Below are 17,741 nucleotides of genomic sequence, written 5' to 3'. Positions count from 1 at the left end.
TTATACGGCCAAGCCTCTTGCTTATTTAAGTATGAGGCTTGGTCAATTTAGGTAATTAGCCAGTAGAGGTGTGTGCTGAGGCTAAGTCGTAACACTGATAAGCAATTCCTCTAATGGCCACATCTCGCCTAAAGGCTTTTTTAGAGCCCTGACGATAGCTGGTGATTGATACTGTGTCTGCCGTTGGATATTGCGGGCGTACCGATTTTACATATTCATCGCGAGCTTCATGTCCTTTTGAATCATGGTGGCTAGTGTAATAAACACTGCCAAGTGCGGTGCATTGGGAGATATCTCGGTCGTCTTCCAATAACGTTACGCCATGGTAAGTAGTGGGAGTGTTAGAGCAGCCCGTTAAAACAATTAGGCTAGCGGAAACGATAAGCATTAATTTATTCATGTATTACCTCGATTTAGTTTACGTACACTCTCCTTGTTGGTTATTTGTTCAATTGTAATGTCAACTTTTTGTTTTAGATATATCGCTAACAGACTCATAGAGTTATCGCTGCGCGAGTTAATCATCCCTTAGCCAACACATTTTCCAATTTCAAATATAGAGGGCTGGATATATATCCAGTATTTAAGGTAAGCTTACGCTATCTAAAGTTAGGAGTCTTTGCAGTGATCGCTACCATTAAAGGTATCTTAGAAGAAAAAGTCCCACCTTTTGTATTGATAGATGTAGCCGGAGTAGGCTACGAAATACAACTTCCTATGAACTGCTTTTACCAATTGCCCGAACTGGGTGAGTCGGTGCGTTTATTAACGCATTTTATTGTGCGAGAAGATGCCCAATTACTTTATGGCTTTCACGACAAAGCCTCGCGTTCGTTATTCCGCGAGCTGATAAAAGTAAACGGTATTGGGCCTAAAGTGGCCTTGGCCATTTTGTCTGGCTTGAGTTGCGAGCAATTTGTATTCGCGGTTAAACACGAAGACTTATCAAGTTTGGTAAAAGTGCCAGGCATTGGTAAAAAAACCGCAGAGCGTTTGTTAGTAGAGATGAAAGACCGTTTGAAGAACTGGAACGCCGAACTACCCGCTACACCATTAAGCGATAGTTTATCTAGCCATGGTGACTTACCCTTGGTGGCTACAGTTGATCCTAAAGAAGAAGCCGTTGCAGCGCTTGAGTCGCTGGGTTATAAAGGCATTCAAGCAGAAAAACTGGTTAAGCAAGTGTATTCAAACGGCATGATCAGTGAAGAGTTGATCCGCGAAGCACTAAAAGCGGCTTTGTGAACAAAGGTAGAGTAAATGATTGAAGCAGATCGCTTAGTTTCCGCCACGCCGGTGATTGAAGAAGAAACTGTAGACCGCGCAATTAGACCCAAAAAGTTGGACGATTACACCGGCCAGCAAGCGGTAGTTGAGCAATTAGAAATATTTATTGAAGCGGCTAGGCGCAGAGATGACGCGCTCGATCATTTGTTAATTTTTGGTCCTCCGGGGTTAGGTAAAACCACCTTAGCCAACATTGTGGCTAACGAGCTCGATGTGAATATTAAAACCACCTCTGGCCCTGTACTAGAGAAAGCCGGTGACTTGGCAGCATTGCTCACTAACCTTGAGCCTGGCGACGTATTGTTTATTGATGAAATTCACCGGCTTAGCGCAGTAGTTGAAGAAGTGCTGTATCCAGCGATGGAAGATTACCAGCTGGACATTATGATTGGCGAAGGCCCAGCGGCCCGCTCGATTAAACTCGATTTGCCCCCATTTACGTTGATTGGCGCCACCACGCGCGCTGGCATGTTAACGTCACCCTTGCGGGACCGCTTTGGTATTGTGCAACGCTTGGAGTTTTATAAAACCGACGACTTGGCTGAGATTGTTAAACGAAGTGCGCATTATCTAAATTTAGAGCTTGATGCTGAAGGGGCGTGGGAAGTTGCTAGGCGTTCACGAGGAACCCCGCGTATCGCTAACCGTTTACTGCGACGTGTTCGTGATTTTGCTGATGTAAAATTTGATGGCAAAGTAACGCAAGAAGTAGCTGCTAAGGCGCTAGATTTACTGAGCGTAGACAGTGCTGGTTTCGACTACATGGACACTAAGCTACTCAAAGCGATAACGGAAACTTTTGCAGGTGGTCCCGTTGGCTTAGACAACCTTGCTGCAGCCATTGGTGAAGATAAAGAAACCATTGAAGATGTACTCGAACCGTTTCTTATTCAGCAAGGCTATTTACAACGTACCCCACGTGGTCGCATTGCTAGCGATAAAGCCTATTTACACTTGGGTTTTGATATACCTAAGCGTTAAAAATGCTGTCGTTTAGTCACGACAGTGTGGTTTAAAAATCGGCTTAAAGTGTTTAGTTTTAAGCCGTTACCCCAGTTTTCTCACGCAATTCTCTAAATTAAGTGGTTTGAGTCTTAACCTTATGCACTTGCCTGTGTATAGTATTTTCTAATTGAAATACTAGGGTAGGTGTAATGTCGGTTTTAGCTGTTCGGGTTTATTACGAAGATACTGATGCGGGAGGCGTTGTTTATCATGCTAACCATATCAAGTACTTTGAACGAGCGCGTACAGAATGGCTACGAGAACTCGGCTACGATCAAGATACCTTGATGGAACAAGATCTTTGTTTTGTTGTTCGTTCTCTTACTATCGACTACAAGCTTCCTGCTCGATTTAACCAAATGCTCAACGTAACAACGCGAATTGATACGATGAAACGAGCAAGCATGGTTTTCGAACAAACAATCACAAATGCTGCACAACAAGTCATTGCCCACGGAATGGTTACCGTGGCTTGTGTCACATTGTCATCAATGAAGGCCACGGCCATTCCTGAAACACTTAAAGAGGATTTACTCGGTGCACTCTGATATGTCATTTATCGGCTTGTTTTGGCAGGCGAGCCTATTAGTTAAGTTTGTAATGTTATTGTTGGTGAGTATGTCTATTTACTCGTGGGCGATGATAATTAACCGTAATCGAGTACTTAAGACTGCAAAATCGGCTAGTGATAGCTTTGAACAGAAGTTTTGGTCTGGTGTAGATCTCAACAAACTGTATCAAGAAAGCAACTCGCGTGCTGACCATTTACAAGGAATGGAACAAATCTTCCATTCAGGCTTTAGAGAGTATGTACGATTACATAAAACCAGCGGCAGAAGTGCTGACGCGGTTATGGACGGTACTTACCGAAGTATGCGGGTATCTTTGTCTCGCGAAGTAGAGTCCTTAGAAAACCAACTGCCAATGCTAGCAACAATTGGTTCAATTAGCCCTTATATCGGCTTGTTTGGTACCGTGTGGGGCATTATGAACGCTTTTATTGCCTTAGGCGAAGTTCAACAAGCCAGTTTGAATATGGTTGCACCAGGCATTGCCGAAGCGCTTATCGCAACGGCTATGGGCCTATTTGCTGCTATTCCTGCGGTCATTGCCTTCAACCGTTTTTCGACCGGGGTGGCTAAACTAGAAAATGGTTATGCCAACTTCATGGAAGAGTTTTCCAGTATTTTACATCGTCAAACGCACACTGGCGCTAACTAGAAAGGGGCGAGAGTGAACCATTATCAACGTCCTAAAAGACGCTTAGTTGCCGAGATTAATGTGGTGCCCTATATCGATGTGATGTTGGTGCTACTGATCATTTTTATGGTAACTGCTCCGCTTATTACCCAAGGGGTAAAAGTGGATTTGCCTCAGGCTAGCGCAGAAGCGATGCCCGAAGACAGTAAACCACCGTTGGTTGCTACTGTAGATGAAAGTGGTCAGTACTTTTTAGACACTGGCGATAATAGTGACTCTGCTAAGCAATCGGTGTCTGGAGACGATCTTCAAGCTTTGGTTATCGCGCATCTGCAGTTAGACCCTGATTTACCCGTGGTAGTGCGTGGCGACAAAAATGTTCGCTATGAGCAAATTATTAACTTAATGGTATTGCTGCAAAGTGCAGGTGTACCTTCTGTGGGTTTAATGACCCAACCCGACAATAATTAGAATAGGAATAGCATTGAAGTCGCCATTTAGCCTATCGGTTATTATTTCAATTGTGCTGCATGCCGGGTTGTTTATCGCTTTGGTATGGTCGGTAGATTTTGAGCGGGTGAAGCTAGAGCCAACACCGAGTGCACCGATTATTAACGCAACGGCTGTAGACATTAATCAAGTGACTCAGCAAGTTGAACGTTTAAAGAATCAGCAACAAGCCAAGGTAGATAAAGAAAAGCAACGTATTGCCAAGGCCGAGAAAGACGCCGAGCAAGCGCGTAAAAAGCGCTTAGCTGAGGAAAAGAGAATTAAGCAACTGGAATTGGAAAAACGCCAGCAGGAAAACGCTAAGAAAAAAGCGGACGAACAAGCCCGCCGAGCCAAAGAAAAACAAAAACTAGAGCAGCAAAAGGCAGCTAAAGCCGAGGCTGAACGAGTTAAGAAAGAAGAACAACGCAAAGTAGCAGAAGCTGCCGCCGTGGCTGCAGAAGCCGAGCGAGTGCGTAAAGTGGAACAGCAAAAGAAAGCTGAAGAAGCGGCACGTAAAGCAGAAGAAACTCGCAAACGTAAAGAAGAAGAGGCGAGAGTTGCTTCTGAGAAGGCGGCTAAAGCTGAAGCTGAACGTAAACGCCAAGCTGAAATGGCTCGTCAAGAGGCAGAGTTTGAAAAGCTAATGCTTGAGCAAGGAGCTGCCGAAGTCAATGCAAGGCGTCAGCGTCAAGTGCTAGGAGAAGTGGACAAATATAAAGCGATGATTATGTCTACTATTCAACGAAACCTATTAACTGATCCTAGTATGTACGGTAAGTCATGTAGGATTGAAATTACTTTAGCGTCGAGTGGCTTTGTTATTAGTACAAAATTTATCGAACAAGGTGACAAGGCTTTATGTGCTTCAGCTGAAAGAGCTATTTTACGAGCTCGAGAATTACCAGTCTCAACGGACCCTGATGTGTTTGCTGAAATGAAGACAATTACTTTAACTATTATACCGGAATAGCTGTGATGATGAAAAAACTCTTGGTGAGTGTGAGCTTGTTGTTTGCATTTATGAACGCTGCGCAAGCTAACCTAGAAATTGTAATCACGGAAGGTGTAGACAGTGCTCGCCCTGTTGGGGTAGTACCGTTTGTATGGCAAGGACATGGAGACGTCCCTCTAGATTTAGCGAAAGTAGTCGCGGATGATTTGCGGCGCTCGGGTAAGTTTAACCCTGTCGCGATTAGTGACATGCCGCAGACCCCACAATCAATAGAACAAATTGATTATGAAGCGTGGGCAGCATTAGGCGTAGAAGCGGTACTGACCGGGAAAGTAGAAGCGCTAGAGGCGGGTAAGTTCAAAGTGAGTTACACCTTGGTAGATGTATTACGAGGGCAAATAACCGCGGGTAATAAACAAGAGCTAAAAGATGGCCAGTTAGTGACCAGCCAAGATCATATTTTGCTCGACCGTTTCAAAAGTGTTGCGCGCGCTCAGTTGCGCCAAATGTCGCATTTGATCTCTGATGGTGTTTATCAGTCATTGACTGGTGAGCGGGGTGCATTTCTCACTCGTATCGCTTACGTAGTGGTGAACAATGAAGCTACCTACCCATATCAATTACGCATTGCTGATTATGACGGTCACAATGAAAAAACCTTATTGCGCTCTCAAGAACCGCTTATGTCACCGTCTTGGTCACCAGACGGCCGTCAACTGGCCTACGTAAGCTTTGAGAACCGTACTGCAGAGATTTACGTTCAAGATATCTATACGTCACAACGCACCAAACTCACTTCTTTTAGCGGTATTAATGGGGCGCCAGAATGGTCACCAGACGGTTCCAAAATCGCCTTGGTATTATCAAAAGATGGCCAACCAGATATTTACGTGATTGAAGTTGCCAGTAAAAAGTTAAAACGTATCACTAAAAACCGTCGAATCGATACCGAGCCTACCTGGTTGCCAAGTGGCAACGATTTACTGTTTTCTTCGGAGCGTGGCGGTAAACCACAAATATATAAAGTTAACTTAGACACTAACAAAATCAACCGCGTTACCTGGGAAGGTGAAATGAACTTAGGTGGCTCGGTAACACCTGACGGTTCAGCACTGGTGATGGTGAGTCGTGTTAACGGCCAATATCGCATTGCTCGCCAAGATTTTGATACGGGTTATGTACAAGTATTAACGCGCACTCAATTAGATGAGTCGCCAACAATTGCACCGAACGGAAGCATGATTATGTACAGCACAGTGGCTGGCGGCCGCCAAGTGTTGGCATTGGTGTCCATGGACGGAAGATTTAAAGCAACTCTACCAGCTAAAGAGGGCAGTGTACGCGCTCCAGCTTGGTCTCCTTTTTTAAACTAGAAAAAACTATGTGATTACAAGGAATCCATAATGCAATTCGAAAGAGTAGTAAAAACAATATTTTTAGGTTTAGCCTTTGCGGGTTTAGCAGCGTGTAGCTCAAACAACACTAGCGATAGTGATGTGAGCGAAACAGATAAAGCCGGTGGAGAAACCGTTATTATCGAAGATACCACTAATGATGAAATAGCTGGCGGTGTAGAAGTTGGTTCAGTTGATCCAGTGTTGAGTGCTGAAGAAGAAGAGCGCCAAAAGGCTGCTGAATTACGTCAAAGCCAAGTGGTTTACTTTGAGTTTGACCGTTCAGACATCGGCGGTGAATACGCCGAAATTCTTGAGGCTCACGCTAGCTACTTACGTGATAACCCATCGGTATCAGTGCTAATTGAAGGCCATACTGATGAAAAAGGCACGCCAGAGTACAACATCGCGTTGGGCGAACGTCGTGGTAAAGCCGTTTCAAAATATTTGCAAAGTTTGGGTGTGTTAGCATCGCAGATCTCAATCGTAAGTTACGGCGAAGAGAAGCCTGTAGATAATTCTCATACCGAAGCAGCTATGGCTAAGAATCGTCGTGCTGTGTTAGTTTATTAATACGCTTAATCGTGTAGAGTAATTTATGAAACTTAATATGATTACGGCTACTTCTGTAGCCGTTTTATTTTCCGCTAGTATTTATGCTGCCGCCCCTGTAGAGGAAGCCGGTAGCTCGTCAAAAGCTGTAGCTGTTACGTCAACCGCGTCTAGCTTAAGTTTAGAGCAACGCATTGAGCGCTTAGAGCGTATGTTGCAAGCGCGTAATCAAGTCCAACTCGACTTACAAAATCAAGTAGAAGATATGTCTAACAGCATGTCTACCTTAGTGGGTCAGCTAGAGCAGAGTAATTATCAAATTGAACAAATGATTGAGCGCCAACGCGAAATCTATCAAGAAATGGATCGCAGATTCGCTCAAGTACAAAGTTCGCCTGTGACCGCAAAATCAACCACCGATTCTGCTGCGCCAACCGCTGCTGGTGAAGACCAAGCTTACGACGCCGCTGTGGCTTTGGTTATGCAAGATAAAGATTACGACGCTGCCATACCGGCTTTTCAAGACTTTATTGCTGACTACCCTAAATCCAATTATGCACCTAACGCGCATTATTGGTTAGGCCAGCTACAATATACACGTGGACAACGTGATGCGGCTTCAGAACAGTTTAATAAAGTTGTTAACGATTATCCGCAATCTAATAAGGTTGCTGAGTCATTGTTAAAATTGGGTATCATTGCACAATTTCAAAATAACAATGAAGAGGCAAAAAGCTTGTTTGCTCGCGTCGTAAAAGAGCATCCAAATACTGCAGCAGCAGGATTGGCACAGAATCGCTTAGCGCAGTTTTAACGCGCTTTTAAGCGAATAAAGTTCAGCAAATTCAAAATTCTGTACAAACATGAAGCTGGTTGCTTAATTGCTGAACGCTTAGAAAAAAAGATTCAAAATACTATTGCACAACAGTCTTAAATCCGTATCATAGGCCGCCGTTGAGTCGGGGCAATTGCAGAGGCAATTTTGAGCCGGATTTAACTGAAGTTCAGAGCGGGTTGTTAGCTCAGTTGGTAGAGCAGTTGACTTTTAATCAATTGGTCGAAGGTTCAAATCCTTCACAACCCACCACTTTGACACTTCACTGTAATAGATTTATGGGTTGTTAGCTCAGTTGGTAGAGCAGTTGACTTTTAATCAATTGGTCGAAGGTTCAAATCCTTCACAACCCACCAATTCTATTACCACTTTTAGTGGGTCGTTAGCTCAGTTGGTAGAGCAGTTGACTTTTAATCAATTGGTCGAAGGTTCAAATCCTTCACGACCCACCACTATTTTGAAACGTTATGGGTTGTTAGCTCAGTTGGTAGAGCAGTTGACTTTTAATCAATTGGTCGAAGGTTCAAATCCTTCACAACCCACCACTTCGTTTTAAAATAAGCCGTAACAGTATCGGGTTGTTAGCTCAGTTGGTAGAGCAGTTGACTTTTAATCAATTGGTCGAAGGTTCAAATCCTTCACAACCCACCACTGCTGTTGTTGCTACATATCTACGGGTTGTTAGCTCAGTTGGTAGAGCAGTTGACTTTTAATCAATTGGTCGAAGGTTCAAATCCTTCACAACCCACCAATCTCTTCTAGTTTTTCACTGAAATAGCCACTAATTCTTTAGTCCAATAACTGCCATTCGCTTAGCTCACTGTGTATAATACTCGAATTATTTTATCTCAGATGTAGTTATGCAGCAGCTCGAATATTTTAACGAAACCATTTACCCATTTCCTCCTAAACCAGCTCCGCTTGATGATGAGCAACGTGCAGCGCATAAAGCGCGTATTAAGCAACTGCTCGTAGAAGAAGATGCGGTATTGGTGGCGCATTATTATACCGACCCTGAGATTCAAGCTTTGGCCGAGGAAACTGGTGGCTGTGTCGCCGACTCATTGGAAATGGCTCGCTTTGGTAATAACCATCCTGCAAAAACTCTCCTGGTTGCTGGCGTGCGCTTTATGGGGGAGACTGCAAAGATCCTTACCCCAGAAAAGAAAGTCATCATGCCGACCTTAGAGGCAACCTGTTCTTTGGATTTAGGGTGTCCTGAAAAAGAGTTTGCCGCGTTTTGTGATGCTCACCCTGACCATACTGTAGTGGTTTACGCTAATACGTCTGCGGCGGTAAAAGCACGTGCTGACTGGGTAGTTACCTCTAGCATTGCTGTTGATGTGGTAGAGCACTTAGACGCTGAAGGTCATAAGATTATATGGGCGCCAGATAAACACCTTGGTGGGTATGTTGCTAAGCAAACAGGCGCCGATATGTTGTTATGGCAGGGCGCCTGTATCGTGCATGACGAGTTCAAAGCAAAAGCCTTACAACAGTTAAAACAGCAATACCCAGACGCAGCAGTATTGGTGCACCCTGAGTCTCCAGAAAGCGTTGTAGCGATGGCTGATGCAGTAGGCTCGACTAGCCAGTTGATCGCTTCTGCACAGTCTTTGCCACATAAGAAGCTAATAGTGGCCACAGACAAAGGCATCTTCTACAAGATGCAGCAAGCTTGCCCAGATAAAGAAATGATTGAAGCGCCAACCGGTGGCAACGGTGCTACTTGTCGCTCTTGTGCGCATTGTCCGTGGATGGCGATGAATGGCTTAAAGGCTATTGAGGAAGCTTTGTTAGACGGTACTGGTAAAGAAGTGTTTGTAGATGAAGCCCTTATCGAACGGGCATTGGTACCGCTAGATCGTATGTTAGGTTTTGCAAAAAACAATCAGATAAAGGTGAAGGGAAACGCTTAAGCGTTAATCATCATATCTCAAGCCAGCCTAAGTGCTGGCTTTTTTGTGCCTGCTTGAGAGAGCGAAGAGGGATATTATTAATGTTTTTATCATCAATAAAGATTTGCTATACTCTTCGGGTTTTGTGCCTAATAACTAGCAGAGAAGTAGATGAGAGTTGAAACAGATATAAAGCTGGGTTTTAAAGACGTTTTAATCAAACCAAAGCGTTCAACATTAAAGAGCCGTTCGCAGGTTGTACTAGATCGAAATTTTACCTTCAAACATACTGGCAGTCAATGGGAAGGTGTACCTGTTATTGCTGCCAATATGGATACGGTAGGAACATTTGGTTTAGCAAAAGCCTTAGCTGAGCACCGAATGATGACGGCGGTTCATAAGCACTACAGTATTGAGCAATGGTCTAAGTTCTTATCTGCTATGCCGGCAGACAAGATAAAGTACTTAATGGTCAGTTGTGGCACCTCGGATGCTGACTTTGAAAAAACGAAGCAAATTTTAGCGCTAAATAAAAACCTAAAGTTCATCTGTGTAGACGTTGCAAATGGCTACTCTGAGTATTTTGTAAGCTTTGTTCGCAAGATGCGAGACACTTTCCAAGATAAAGTGATTGTAGCGGGTAACGTAGTTACTGGTGAGATGGTAGAAGAATTGATACTTAGCGGTGCTGATATCGTAAAAGTGGGTATTGGCCCTGGCAGTGTTTGTACTACTCGCGTTAAAACAGGGGTTGGTTACCCTCAGTTGTCGGCCATTATTGAGTGTGCTGACGCTGCTCATGGTTTAGGTGGACAAATTGTTGGTGATGGCGGCTGTACCCAAGCTGGTGACGTAGCCAAAGCATTTGGCGGTGGGGCAGACTTTGTGATGTTAGGCGGTATGTTAGCAGCTCACGAAGAGAATGGCGGCGAAGTTGTAGAGCAAGATGGCAAGAAGTTCATGAAGTTCTACGGTATGAGCTCACAAACTGCAATGGATAAGCATACCGGCGGTGTAGCCGAGTATCGTGCATCTGAAGGTAAAACAGTATTGCTTCCTTATAAAGGCAGCGTTCAGTTAACTGTTCAAGATGTGTTAGGCGGCGTACGTTCGGCGTGTACTTATGTTGGTGCGTCTGAACTTAAAGAGCTGACTAAACGGACGACGTTTATCCGAGTACAAGAGCAAGAAAATCAAGTGTTTGGCATTACTAAGGTATAAGTCTTTACAGCCAATAACGACATAAAGCCCCAATCGCAAGCGTTGGGGCTTTGTTTTTTAGCGTATAATTTGAACCAGCTTATGTGAATGCTGTGGTTTCACTGTTTGTGGTTGCTGGGTTATCGCTGTTTCTACACAAATAAAGTACTCCGCACTGCTTACATCTGGCATTTTGTTTGCGAGTTTATCGCCAGGATTCCATACCACTACACTGTCGTGACCACGATGTTCTATGGTTGTTTTAGATGCCCCCCAAATTAGCTGACTGACCGATTGAGGCTGCAAATAGATGCGATCTGTTTCGTCACTTAAGGTAAAACTAGCGACATTATCTACTTTTGTGCTTGATACTGAATCAATATATTGATCGCCAAGTGATCCGATGTGTAGTTTTTTTACATCAGTAATGAAATAACTATGTAAGGCGCCAGTATATTCGAAGCTTTTTTCGCTGTAATTAGTGGTGACTAATTCGATTCTAGCTTCTGCCCCTAAAGTAAAATTACAGCTTAACGCGACTCCTGAGTTAGAGCTGCTTGGTAGCGAAAAGCTTAGGTAGCAATGCTCTTGGCTTGTGGTAATGGTGTCTAGCGTCCACAAGCTGGTTCTTGCGTAACCATGCTTAGTGTTGTTTTCGTTACCTAGATTACCGAAATTTGGCCAACAAATAGGTATACCGCCTCGTATCGCTGCCCCTTTGGTAAATAAGCTATCATCACTTAACCAAAGCTTTTCTTCGTCAGGGTTAGGCCGGTAACTCACTAAATGGGCACCTTGTTGGGCAATAAGAGCCTTTGCAGCAGGGTGGTCAACCCAATAGAACACCATTCCTTCGTTGTTATGTACTTCGAACACGGCATTATCTAGCTGCTTGACGACTTTGAGTTGGAGCTTTTCTAGGATCATAAATTTTACCTATAAAAAAAGCGACCCTAAGGTCGCTTTAATATTCTAGCTTAAAGCTACATTTCTTATTTAGAGATGTGAGCGATTAGGTCTAGAACTTTGTTTGAGTAACCGATTTCGTTGTCGTACCAAGATACAACTTTAACGAATTTGTCAGTTAGAGCAACACCAGCTTTTGCATCAAATACAGATGTTTGAGTTTCGCCAATGAAGTCTTGAGAAACAACTTGGTCTTCAGTGTAACCAAGTACGCCAGCCATTTCGCCTGCAGAAGCAGCTTTCATAGCAGCACAAATTTCTTCGTAGCTAGCAGCTTCTTTAAGGTTAACTGTTAGGTCAACTACAGAAACGTTAGCAGTAGGTACGCGGAAAGCCATACCTGTTAGTTTGCCGTTTAGCTCAGGAAGTACAACACCTACAGCTTTAGCAGCACCAGTTGAAGAAGGGATGATGTTTTGAGAAGCACCACGACCACCGCGCCAGTCTTTAGCAGAAGGACCGTCAACAGTTTTTTGAGTAGCAGTAGTAGCGTGAACAGTAGTCATAAGACCAGATTCGATGCCCCACTTGTCGTTTAGTACTTTAGCGATAGGCGCTAAACAGTTAGTAGTACAAGAAGCGTTAGAAACGATGTCTTGACCAGCGTAAGAAGCTTGGTTTACACCCATTACGAACATAGGAGTAGCGTCTTTAGAAGGACCAGTAAGAACTACTTTTTTTGCGCCAGCAGTGATGTGCTTACGAGCAGTCTCGTCAGTTAGGAAGATACCAGTTGCTTCAGCAACTACATCTACACTGATAGCATCCCATTTTAGATCTTCTGGGTTGCGCTCAGCAGTAACGCGAACAACGTTGCCGTTTACTACTAAGTTACCGTCAACTACTTCTACGCTACCGTTGAAGCGACCGTGAGTTGAGTCATACTTAAGCATGTAAGCCATGTATTCAACGTCGATTAAGTCGTTAATGCCTACAACTTCGATGTCGTTGCGCTCAACAGAAGCACGGAATACGAAACGTCCAATACGGCCAAAACCGTTAATACCAACTTTAATTGTCATAGTGATACCTAATGTTCCTAGTGTTAACAGATGTATAATTTGGTTGTAAACTTACAACATTTTCAAATTTCTTCAAGTCGAATCGGCGATTAATTTGCGCGACATCAATTAATGCCTTAAAAATGAGCAAGCTAACATTTGCAGGAAGAAGTATTAGCTCAGAAGTAAAAAAAAACAATCAATATCACTCAATCTCAGATAAAATTAATTTAGCGAAATTTGTGCTAGATCGAAAAATCGAGCGTTAGGATGAGTACAATACACGCGCTAAAAAAACAATAATTAGTTAGATAAAAGCAATAACTCGGGAAATGTTATGTCAGATCAAATCATTGAACAGTTGGTAAAGCTTCGCGGCATTGAAACCAGCTACGTTGATGCTTGGGGAAATCCGGCGCAAGTCGTACCTGAAAGCAAATTAAAACTGTTAAAGGCGCTAGGTTATCCAGTAGATAATGCAGAGCAATTAGCACAGCGTTATGAAGAAGACGTGCTTAACTATTGGCAGCAAGTAATGCCAGTGGTAAAAGTGGTTCGTGTTGCTTCAGAATATCCACTTGAAATCCGTGTTCCTATTGAATTAGCTAACCAAGAGTTTACTTGGAAGTTAAGCACGGAGCAGGGTGAACAGTTTAAAGGGCAAATTACCCCTGTTGATGGCGAGCTAATTGAAGCTCACGCTATAAACGAAGTTGAGTATCAAGCTTACACCGTTAGCCTAAGTCTAGAATTACCTATTGGTTACCACAATTTAAGTATCTCGTTAAAAGGTGGTCGTAAGGTATTAGCTGAAACTCGTTATATTGTTGCGCCTCAAGCAGCATACATTCAGCCAGATATTGCCAACGGTAAAAAGGTATGGGGCCCAAGCGTACAGCTTTATTGTCTTCGCACCGAAACCAACTGGGGCATTGGTGACTTCTCAGACCTACAGGTATTGGTTAAAAACATTGCTGAAAAAGGCGGTGATTTTGTTGGTCTAAATCCAATCCATTCTTTATATCCCGCCAATCCAGAAGCGGCTAGCCCTTACAGCCCATCGTCTCGTCGCTGGTTGAATGTTGTTTACATCGATGTTGAAGCGATTAGTGAGTTTGCTGAGTCAGACGCAGCTGCGTTAGTAGCAAGTAGTGTTTTCCAAAACCGCTTAGAACAGCTACGTAGTAGCGAGTGGGTAGACTACACCGGTGTTACTGAAGCTAAAATTGAAGCACTTAAACTAGTCTTTAAGCAGTTCCAAACCATTCAAAAAGGCCGCACTAAGCGTGCTAATGCTTTCCGTAGTTTTATCAAAGAAGGTGGCGAGAGCTTAGCAGCTCAAGCAACTTACGATGCACTACAAGCACATTTATACGACACCATTGGCAATGCATGGGGTTGGCCAGCTTGGCCTGATGAGTACAAAGAGTATCATTTACCTGCAGTAGCCGAATGGGTTAAAGCCAACCAAGACGATGTTGATTTCTACTTATGGTTACAGTGGATTGCCGATGAGCAATTAGCTGCTGTTGACCAAGTGGCTAAAGATTCGGGTATGGCCATGGGCCTATACCGAGATTTAGCAGTAGGCGTAAGTGAAGGCAGTGTTGAGATTTGGGCAAATGGCGATCTTTACTCGCTAGATGCTAGTGTTGGCGCACCACCAGACATCCTAGGTCCTTTAGGTCAAAAGTGGGGTTTACCTCCAATGGATCCATCGGTTCTAGAAGAACAGCAATACCAACCAATGGTTGATTTGTTCCGCTCTAACATGCGCTCTTGTGGTTCATTGCGTATTGACCACGCCATGGCATTATTACGTTTATGGTTAGTGCCTGTAGAAGACTCTGCTGATAAAGGTGCTTACCTTTACTACCCAATCCAAGACCTGTTAGGTATTTTGGTACTAGAAAGTCACCGTAATCAGTGTCTGATTATTGGTGAAGATCTAGGTACTGTACCTGACGGCATTTTCGAAGTGCTGCAAGAAAACGGTGTGCACTCTTACCGAATTTTCTTCTTCGAGCAAGCGGAAGACGGTGGTTTTATTTCTCCAGCGCATTACCCAGAGCAAGCAATGTCTGCGGTAACCACGCATGATATGCCTACACTTCGCGGTTTCTGGCATTGTGATGATTTAGCCTTAGGTCGCGAACTAGGTATCTACCCAGACGAAGAAGTATTGCAAAGCCTTTACCAAGATCGTCATGAGAACAAGCAGAAATTGCTTGATACCTTACACGGTCACCAGAGCATTCCAGACTACATCTCACGTGATGTGAATTGGGTGGGAATGGATAAAGGCCTGAACTACGGTATCCAAGTTCATATGGCAAAAGGTAGCTGTAATTTGTTATCTGTTCAATTAGAAGATTGGATGGAAATGGACAAACCAGTTAACGTACCTGGTACGTCAAGTGAGTATCCAAACTGGCGCCGTAAGTTGTCTTGGAACTTAAGTGACTTATTTAATAATCACGATGTTCAACACTTAATGTACTCACTATCTGACGCTCGCGCTAAAGTTAGCAAGTAACATTGACGAAATTGTAATCAAGCGCTCCTAGGAGCGCTTTTTTTTGCCTATGAAAATGTTTTCTATCTCACTTTAATCCCTATTAATTGAGAAAAGCTTGGAGACTTGCGCTAACCTAAGCTTAAATGACCAAATCCCCTTATTCTCAGGACCTTAAGGTAACTATAATAATGAAACGATCTTTGTCTTCTCAGGTTTCTCAATTAGTTCAACAATTGTCTAGCGTTCGCTTAAGCGAACCATTTAACTCACTGGGTTTAAACGCTGTAAAAAGCGGTAAGGGTTTAGTGTTGCGAGCTTGGCAACCAGACGCTAAATCGGTCTCTGTATTGTCCCTTAAAGGCGATGTGCTGGGGACCATGAGTCAGCTATCGCCGCAAGGGTTATTCGAATTAGAGTTTGACACAGACCAAGCCTTTGCATATCAACTTGAAGTCGATTTTGGTGATAACAAAATTAAAGTTATCGACCCTTATCAGTTTACTGAAGTTGCCTACGAAGGCTTAGCGACTATGTCTCATGCACCGCAAAACCTTTATCAGGTATTGGGTGCCCAAGTTAAAACCATTGAGGTTGATGGCGTCGCGGTTAAAGGTGTGCGTTTTGGGGTGTATGCGCCTAGCGCTTCAGCGGTTAGTTTAATCGGTGATTTTAATCACTGGGATGGTCGTCGTTTACCTATGCAGCGCTCGCTAGACGGCCACTGGGTATTGTTTGTACCAGGCTTAGACGCGGGCACTAAATACAAATACGAATTAAAAGATCGCCACGGACATTCTCTCCCACACAAAACTGACCCAGTAGGTTTCAGCTCTGAGCAATATCCTTCGTTTGCTTCTGTAGTTTGGGATCACGACCAATACCAATGGAATGATCAGGCTTGGATTGATTCGCAGAATAATGATAAACGCCATCAACCAATGAGCGTGTACGAAGTTCATTTAGGATCTTGGCGTCGTAAGATTGAAGACACAGGTAATAACTATTTAAGCTACAGAGAGCTTGCTGTAGAGCTTGTGGAATACATCAAAGAAATGGGTTACACCCATATTGAGGTATTGCCTATTTCAGAGTTCCCATTTGATGGCTCTTGGGGTTATCAACCTATTGGCCTGTTTGCGCCTACTAGCCGTTTCGGTAATCCTGATGACTTTAAATTCTTAGTCGACCAGTGCCACCAAAATGGCATAGGTGTGATTGTAGATTGGGTACCGGCGCATTTCCCTAGTGATTCACACGGCTTGGCTCAGTTCGATGGAACTCACCTTTACGAGTACGAAGATCCTCGCCGCGGTTGGCATAATGACTGGAACTCTTACATCTACGACTTCGGTCGGGATACGGTTCGTCAGTTCTTGGTGGCCAGCGCACTCATCTGGTTAGATAAGTTCCATGTAGATGGTCTTCGAGTTGATGCTGTTGCCTCAATGCTTTACTGGGATTATTCGCGCGAAGAAGGCGAGTGGGTGCCTAATGTAGACGGTGGCAACCACAACTACGAAGCAATTAGCCTACTAAAATGGTTTAACGAAGAAGTGTATCGCCAATATCCACATGCAATGACCATTGCTGAAGAGTCTACCGCTTTTGCCGGCGTTTCTCGGCCAACCTTTACCGGTGGATTAGGCTTTGGTTTTAAGTGGAACATGGGTTGGATGCATGATTCTTTGGACTACATGCAGAAAGACCCTGCGTTTAGAAAATATCATCATAACGAAATTACTTTTGCCATGGTGTACAACTATGACGAAAACTTTGTGTTGCCCATTTCTCACGATGAGGTGGTACATGGCAAAGGTTCGTTGCTGGGTAAAATGCCCGGAGATGAATGGCAACAAGCCGCTAACTTGCGTGCCTATACCGCATTTATGTATGCTCACCCGGGCAAGAAGTTGAACTTTATGGGTAACGAAATTGCTCAAGCCAGTGAGTGGAACCATGATACTAGTCTAGAGTGGAATGTGCTGGAGTTTCCTAAGCACAGAGGCCAGCAAGAGCTAGTTAAGCAGCTAAACAAAGTCTACCGTGGCCATCCGGCAATGTTTGAGGGTGATTACGATACCAATGGCTTTGAATGGATTGACCATGATGATTGGGAAAAAAGCGTACTTGTATTCCAGCGTAATGCTCTTAATAGCCAAGAAAAAGTTGTTGTAGTGAGTAACTTTACACCTGTACCTCGTAACAACTACCGCTTAGCCTTACCTGAGCAAGGGCGTTACCGCATTATTCTAAATACTGACTCAGAAATGTATTGGGGCAGTAACTACGATGCGGGAATTGAATTCCAATCTGAAGCGGTTGCCAGCCATGGTCGCGAAAATTCACTGATATTAAACTTGCCACCACTATCAACATTGTATTTAATCAAAGTAGATTAAATAATTGATAACTCCCCCTGTCCAAAGCAGGGGGACCTAAGG

The 17,741-nt window shown here is 43.8% G+C and carries 16 protein-coding genes and 6 tRNA genes; 19 read left to right on the top strand and 3 right to left on the bottom strand.

What is annotated here, in order from left to right; genetic code table 11:
* Positions 1-55: 55 nt before the first annotated feature.
* Complete coding sequence (locus ACLD71_RS17130) at positions 56-400, bottom strand: hypothetical protein (RefSeq protein WP_411991450.1); 345 nt, start codon at positions 398-400, stop codon at positions 56-58.
* 224 nt (positions 401-624) lie between these two features.
* Between ACLD71_RS17130 and ruvA the strand changes: the two genes are divergently transcribed.
* From ruvA to ACLD71_RS17045, 17 genes are all read left to right on the top strand, one after another.
* Positions 625-1,245 carry a Holliday junction branch migration protein RuvA gene (gene ruvA, locus ACLD71_RS17125; RefSeq protein WP_137674520.1) on the top strand — a complete coding sequence of 207 codons (621 nt, stop codon included), beginning with the start codon at positions 625-627 and terminating at the stop codon, positions 1,243-1,245.
* A gap of 15 nt (positions 1,246-1,260) precedes the next feature.
* The gene (gene ruvB, locus ACLD71_RS17120) at positions 1,261-2,268 is read left to right on the top strand and encodes a Holliday junction branch migration DNA helicase RuvB (RefSeq protein WP_303515411.1); all 1,008 of its coding nucleotides are present in this window, start codon (positions 1,261-1,263) and stop codon (positions 2,266-2,268) included.
* Positions 2,269-2,441: 173 nt separating this feature from the next.
* On the top strand, positions 2,442-2,840 hold the full coding sequence (gene ybgC, locus ACLD71_RS17115; RefSeq protein ID WP_137674522.1) for a tol-pal system-associated acyl-CoA thioesterase: 399 nt from the start codon (positions 2,442-2,444) through the stop codon (positions 2,838-2,840).
* Positions 2,830-3,513 carry a protein TolQ gene (tolQ, locus tag ACLD71_RS17110; RefSeq protein WP_411991449.1) on the top strand — a complete coding sequence of 228 codons (684 nt, stop codon included), beginning with the start codon at positions 2,830-2,832 and terminating at the stop codon, positions 3,511-3,513. Before ybgC ends, tolQ begins: the two co-directional genes overlap by 11 nt.
* Positions 3,514-3,525: 12 nt before the next feature.
* Positions 3,526-3,963, top strand: a complete 438-nt coding sequence (gene tolR, locus ACLD71_RS17105; protein WP_137674524.1) for a protein TolR — start codon at positions 3,526-3,528, stop codon at positions 3,961-3,963.
* A 13-nt stretch (positions 3,964-3,976) separates the two neighbouring features.
* The gene (tolA, locus tag ACLD71_RS17100; protein ID WP_411991448.1) at positions 3,977-4,954 is read left to right on the top strand and encodes a cell envelope integrity protein TolA; all 978 of its coding nucleotides are present in this window, start codon (positions 3,977-3,979) and stop codon (positions 4,952-4,954) included.
* 8 nt (positions 4,955-4,962) lie between these two features.
* A complete protein-coding gene (tolB, locus tag ACLD71_RS17095; protein ID WP_411994874.1) occupies positions 4,963-6,309 on the top strand; it encodes a Tol-Pal system beta propeller repeat protein TolB in 1,347 nt (448 codons plus the stop codon).
* 30 nt (positions 6,310-6,339) lie between these two features.
* Positions 6,340-6,903 carry a peptidoglycan-associated lipoprotein Pal gene (gene pal, locus ACLD71_RS17090; RefSeq protein WP_411991447.1) on the top strand — a complete coding sequence of 188 codons (564 nt, stop codon included), beginning with the start codon at positions 6,340-6,342 and terminating at the stop codon, positions 6,901-6,903.
* Between the two features lie 25 nt (positions 6,904-6,928).
* Positions 6,929-7,696 carry a tol-pal system protein YbgF gene (ybgF, locus tag ACLD71_RS17085; protein ID WP_411991446.1) on the top strand — a complete coding sequence of 256 codons (768 nt, stop codon included), beginning with the start codon at positions 6,929-6,931 and terminating at the stop codon, positions 7,694-7,696.
* Between the two features lie 197 nt (positions 7,697-7,893).
* A tRNA-Lys gene (locus ACLD71_RS17080) sits at positions 7,894-7,969 on the top strand.
* Between the two features lie 28 nt (positions 7,970-7,997).
* A tRNA-Lys gene (locus ACLD71_RS17075) sits at positions 7,998-8,073 on the top strand.
* Between the two features lie 20 nt (positions 8,074-8,093).
* Positions 8,094-8,169: transfer RNA gene (locus ACLD71_RS17070), tRNA-Lys, on the top strand.
* Positions 8,170-8,186: 17 nt separating this feature from the next.
* Positions 8,187-8,262: transfer RNA gene (locus ACLD71_RS17065), tRNA-Lys, on the top strand.
* Between the two features lie 30 nt (positions 8,263-8,292).
* Positions 8,293-8,368: transfer RNA gene (locus ACLD71_RS17060), tRNA-Lys, on the top strand.
* A 24-nt stretch (positions 8,369-8,392) separates the two neighbouring features.
* A tRNA-Lys gene (locus tag ACLD71_RS17055) sits at positions 8,393-8,468 on the top strand.
* Between the two features lie 109 nt (positions 8,469-8,577).
* On the top strand, positions 8,578-9,636 hold the full coding sequence (gene nadA, locus ACLD71_RS17050; RefSeq protein ID WP_411991445.1) for a quinolinate synthase NadA: 1,059 nt from the start codon (positions 8,578-8,580) through the stop codon (positions 9,634-9,636).
* Between the two features lie 150 nt (positions 9,637-9,786).
* Entirely contained in the window at positions 9,787-10,836 is a 1,050-nt protein-coding gene (locus ACLD71_RS17045; RefSeq protein WP_411991444.1) for a GMP reductase, read from the top strand.
* 57 nt (positions 10,837-10,893) lie between these two features.
* Here ACLD71_RS17045 and ACLD71_RS17040 read toward each other — a convergent pair whose 3' ends face one another.
* Both ACLD71_RS17040 and gap read right to left on the bottom strand, forming a co-directional pair.
* A complete protein-coding gene (locus tag ACLD71_RS17040; RefSeq protein ID WP_411991443.1) occupies positions 10,894-11,742 on the bottom strand; it encodes a D-hexose-6-phosphate mutarotase in 849 nt (282 codons plus the stop codon).
* 65 nt (positions 11,743-11,807) lie between these two features.
* Complete coding sequence (gene gap, locus ACLD71_RS17035; RefSeq protein ID WP_303516520.1) at positions 11,808-12,803, bottom strand: type I glyceraldehyde-3-phosphate dehydrogenase; 996 nt, start codon at positions 12,801-12,803, stop codon at positions 11,808-11,810.
* A 316-nt stretch (positions 12,804-13,119) separates the two neighbouring features.
* Between gap and malQ the strand changes: the two genes are divergently transcribed.
* Both malQ and glgB read left to right on the top strand, forming a co-directional pair.
* The gene (gene malQ, locus ACLD71_RS17030; RefSeq protein ID WP_303554082.1) at positions 13,120-15,318 is read left to right on the top strand and encodes a 4-alpha-glucanotransferase; all 2,199 of its coding nucleotides are present in this window, start codon (positions 13,120-13,122) and stop codon (positions 15,316-15,318) included.
* 170 nt (positions 15,319-15,488) lie between these two features.
* Complete coding sequence (gene glgB / locus ACLD71_RS17025; RefSeq protein ID WP_411991442.1) at positions 15,489-17,699, top strand: 1,4-alpha-glucan branching protein GlgB; 2,211 nt, start codon at positions 15,489-15,491, stop codon at positions 17,697-17,699.
* The last annotated feature ends 42 nt before the right edge of the window (positions 17,700-17,741 follow it).

This window comes from Agarivorans sp. DSG3-1 (assembly GCF_046774965.1).
In the GTDB taxonomy this organism is placed as follows: domain Bacteria; phylum Pseudomonadota; class Gammaproteobacteria; order Enterobacterales; family Celerinatantimonadaceae; genus Agarivorans.
Note: the sequence above shows the minus strand (reverse complement) of the source record. Positions and strands in the feature narration are given on the sequence as shown.

Bases quoted from the DNA above. Each gene is read 5' to 3' on its own strand.
- ACLD71_RS17045 (WP_411991444.1), top strand. From the start codon at position 9,787: ATGAGAGTTGAAACAGATATAAAGCTGGGTTTTAAAGACGTTTTAATC.
- gap (WP_303516520.1), bottom strand. From the start codon at position 12,803: ATGACAATTAAAGTTGGTATTAACGGTTTTGGCCGTATTGGACGTTTC.
- malQ (WP_303554082.1), top strand. From the start codon at position 13,120: ATGTCAGATCAAATCATTGAACAGTTGGTAAAGCTTCGCGGCATTGAA.
- tolB (WP_411994874.1), top strand. From the start codon at position 4,963: ATGAAAAAACTCTTGGTGAGTGTGAGCTTGTTGTTTGCATTTATGAAC.
- pal (WP_411991447.1), top strand. From the start codon at position 6,340: ATGCAATTCGAAAGAGTAGTAAAAACAATATTTTTAGGTTTAGCCTTT.
- ybgC (WP_137674522.1), top strand. From the start codon at position 2,442: ATGTCGGTTTTAGCTGTTCGGGTTTATTACGAAGATACTGATGCGGGA.
- ruvB (WP_303515411.1), top strand. From the start codon at position 1,261: ATGATTGAAGCAGATCGCTTAGTTTCCGCCACGCCGGTGATTGAAGAA.
- ybgF (WP_411991446.1), top strand. From the start codon at position 6,929: ATGAAACTTAATATGATTACGGCTACTTCTGTAGCCGTTTTATTTTCC.
- ACLD71_RS17130 (WP_411991450.1), bottom strand. From the start codon at position 400: ATGAATAAATTAATGCTTATCGTTTCCGCTAGCCTAATTGTTTTAACG.
- glgB (WP_411991442.1), top strand. From the start codon at position 15,489: ATGAAACGATCTTTGTCTTCTCAGGTTTCTCAATTAGTTCAACAATTG.
- nadA (WP_411991445.1), top strand. From the start codon at position 8,578: ATGCAGCAGCTCGAATATTTTAACGAAACCATTTACCCATTTCCTCCT.
- ACLD71_RS17040 (WP_411991443.1), bottom strand. From the start codon at position 11,742: ATGATCCTAGAAAAGCTCCAACTCAAAGTCGTCAAGCAGCTAGATAAT.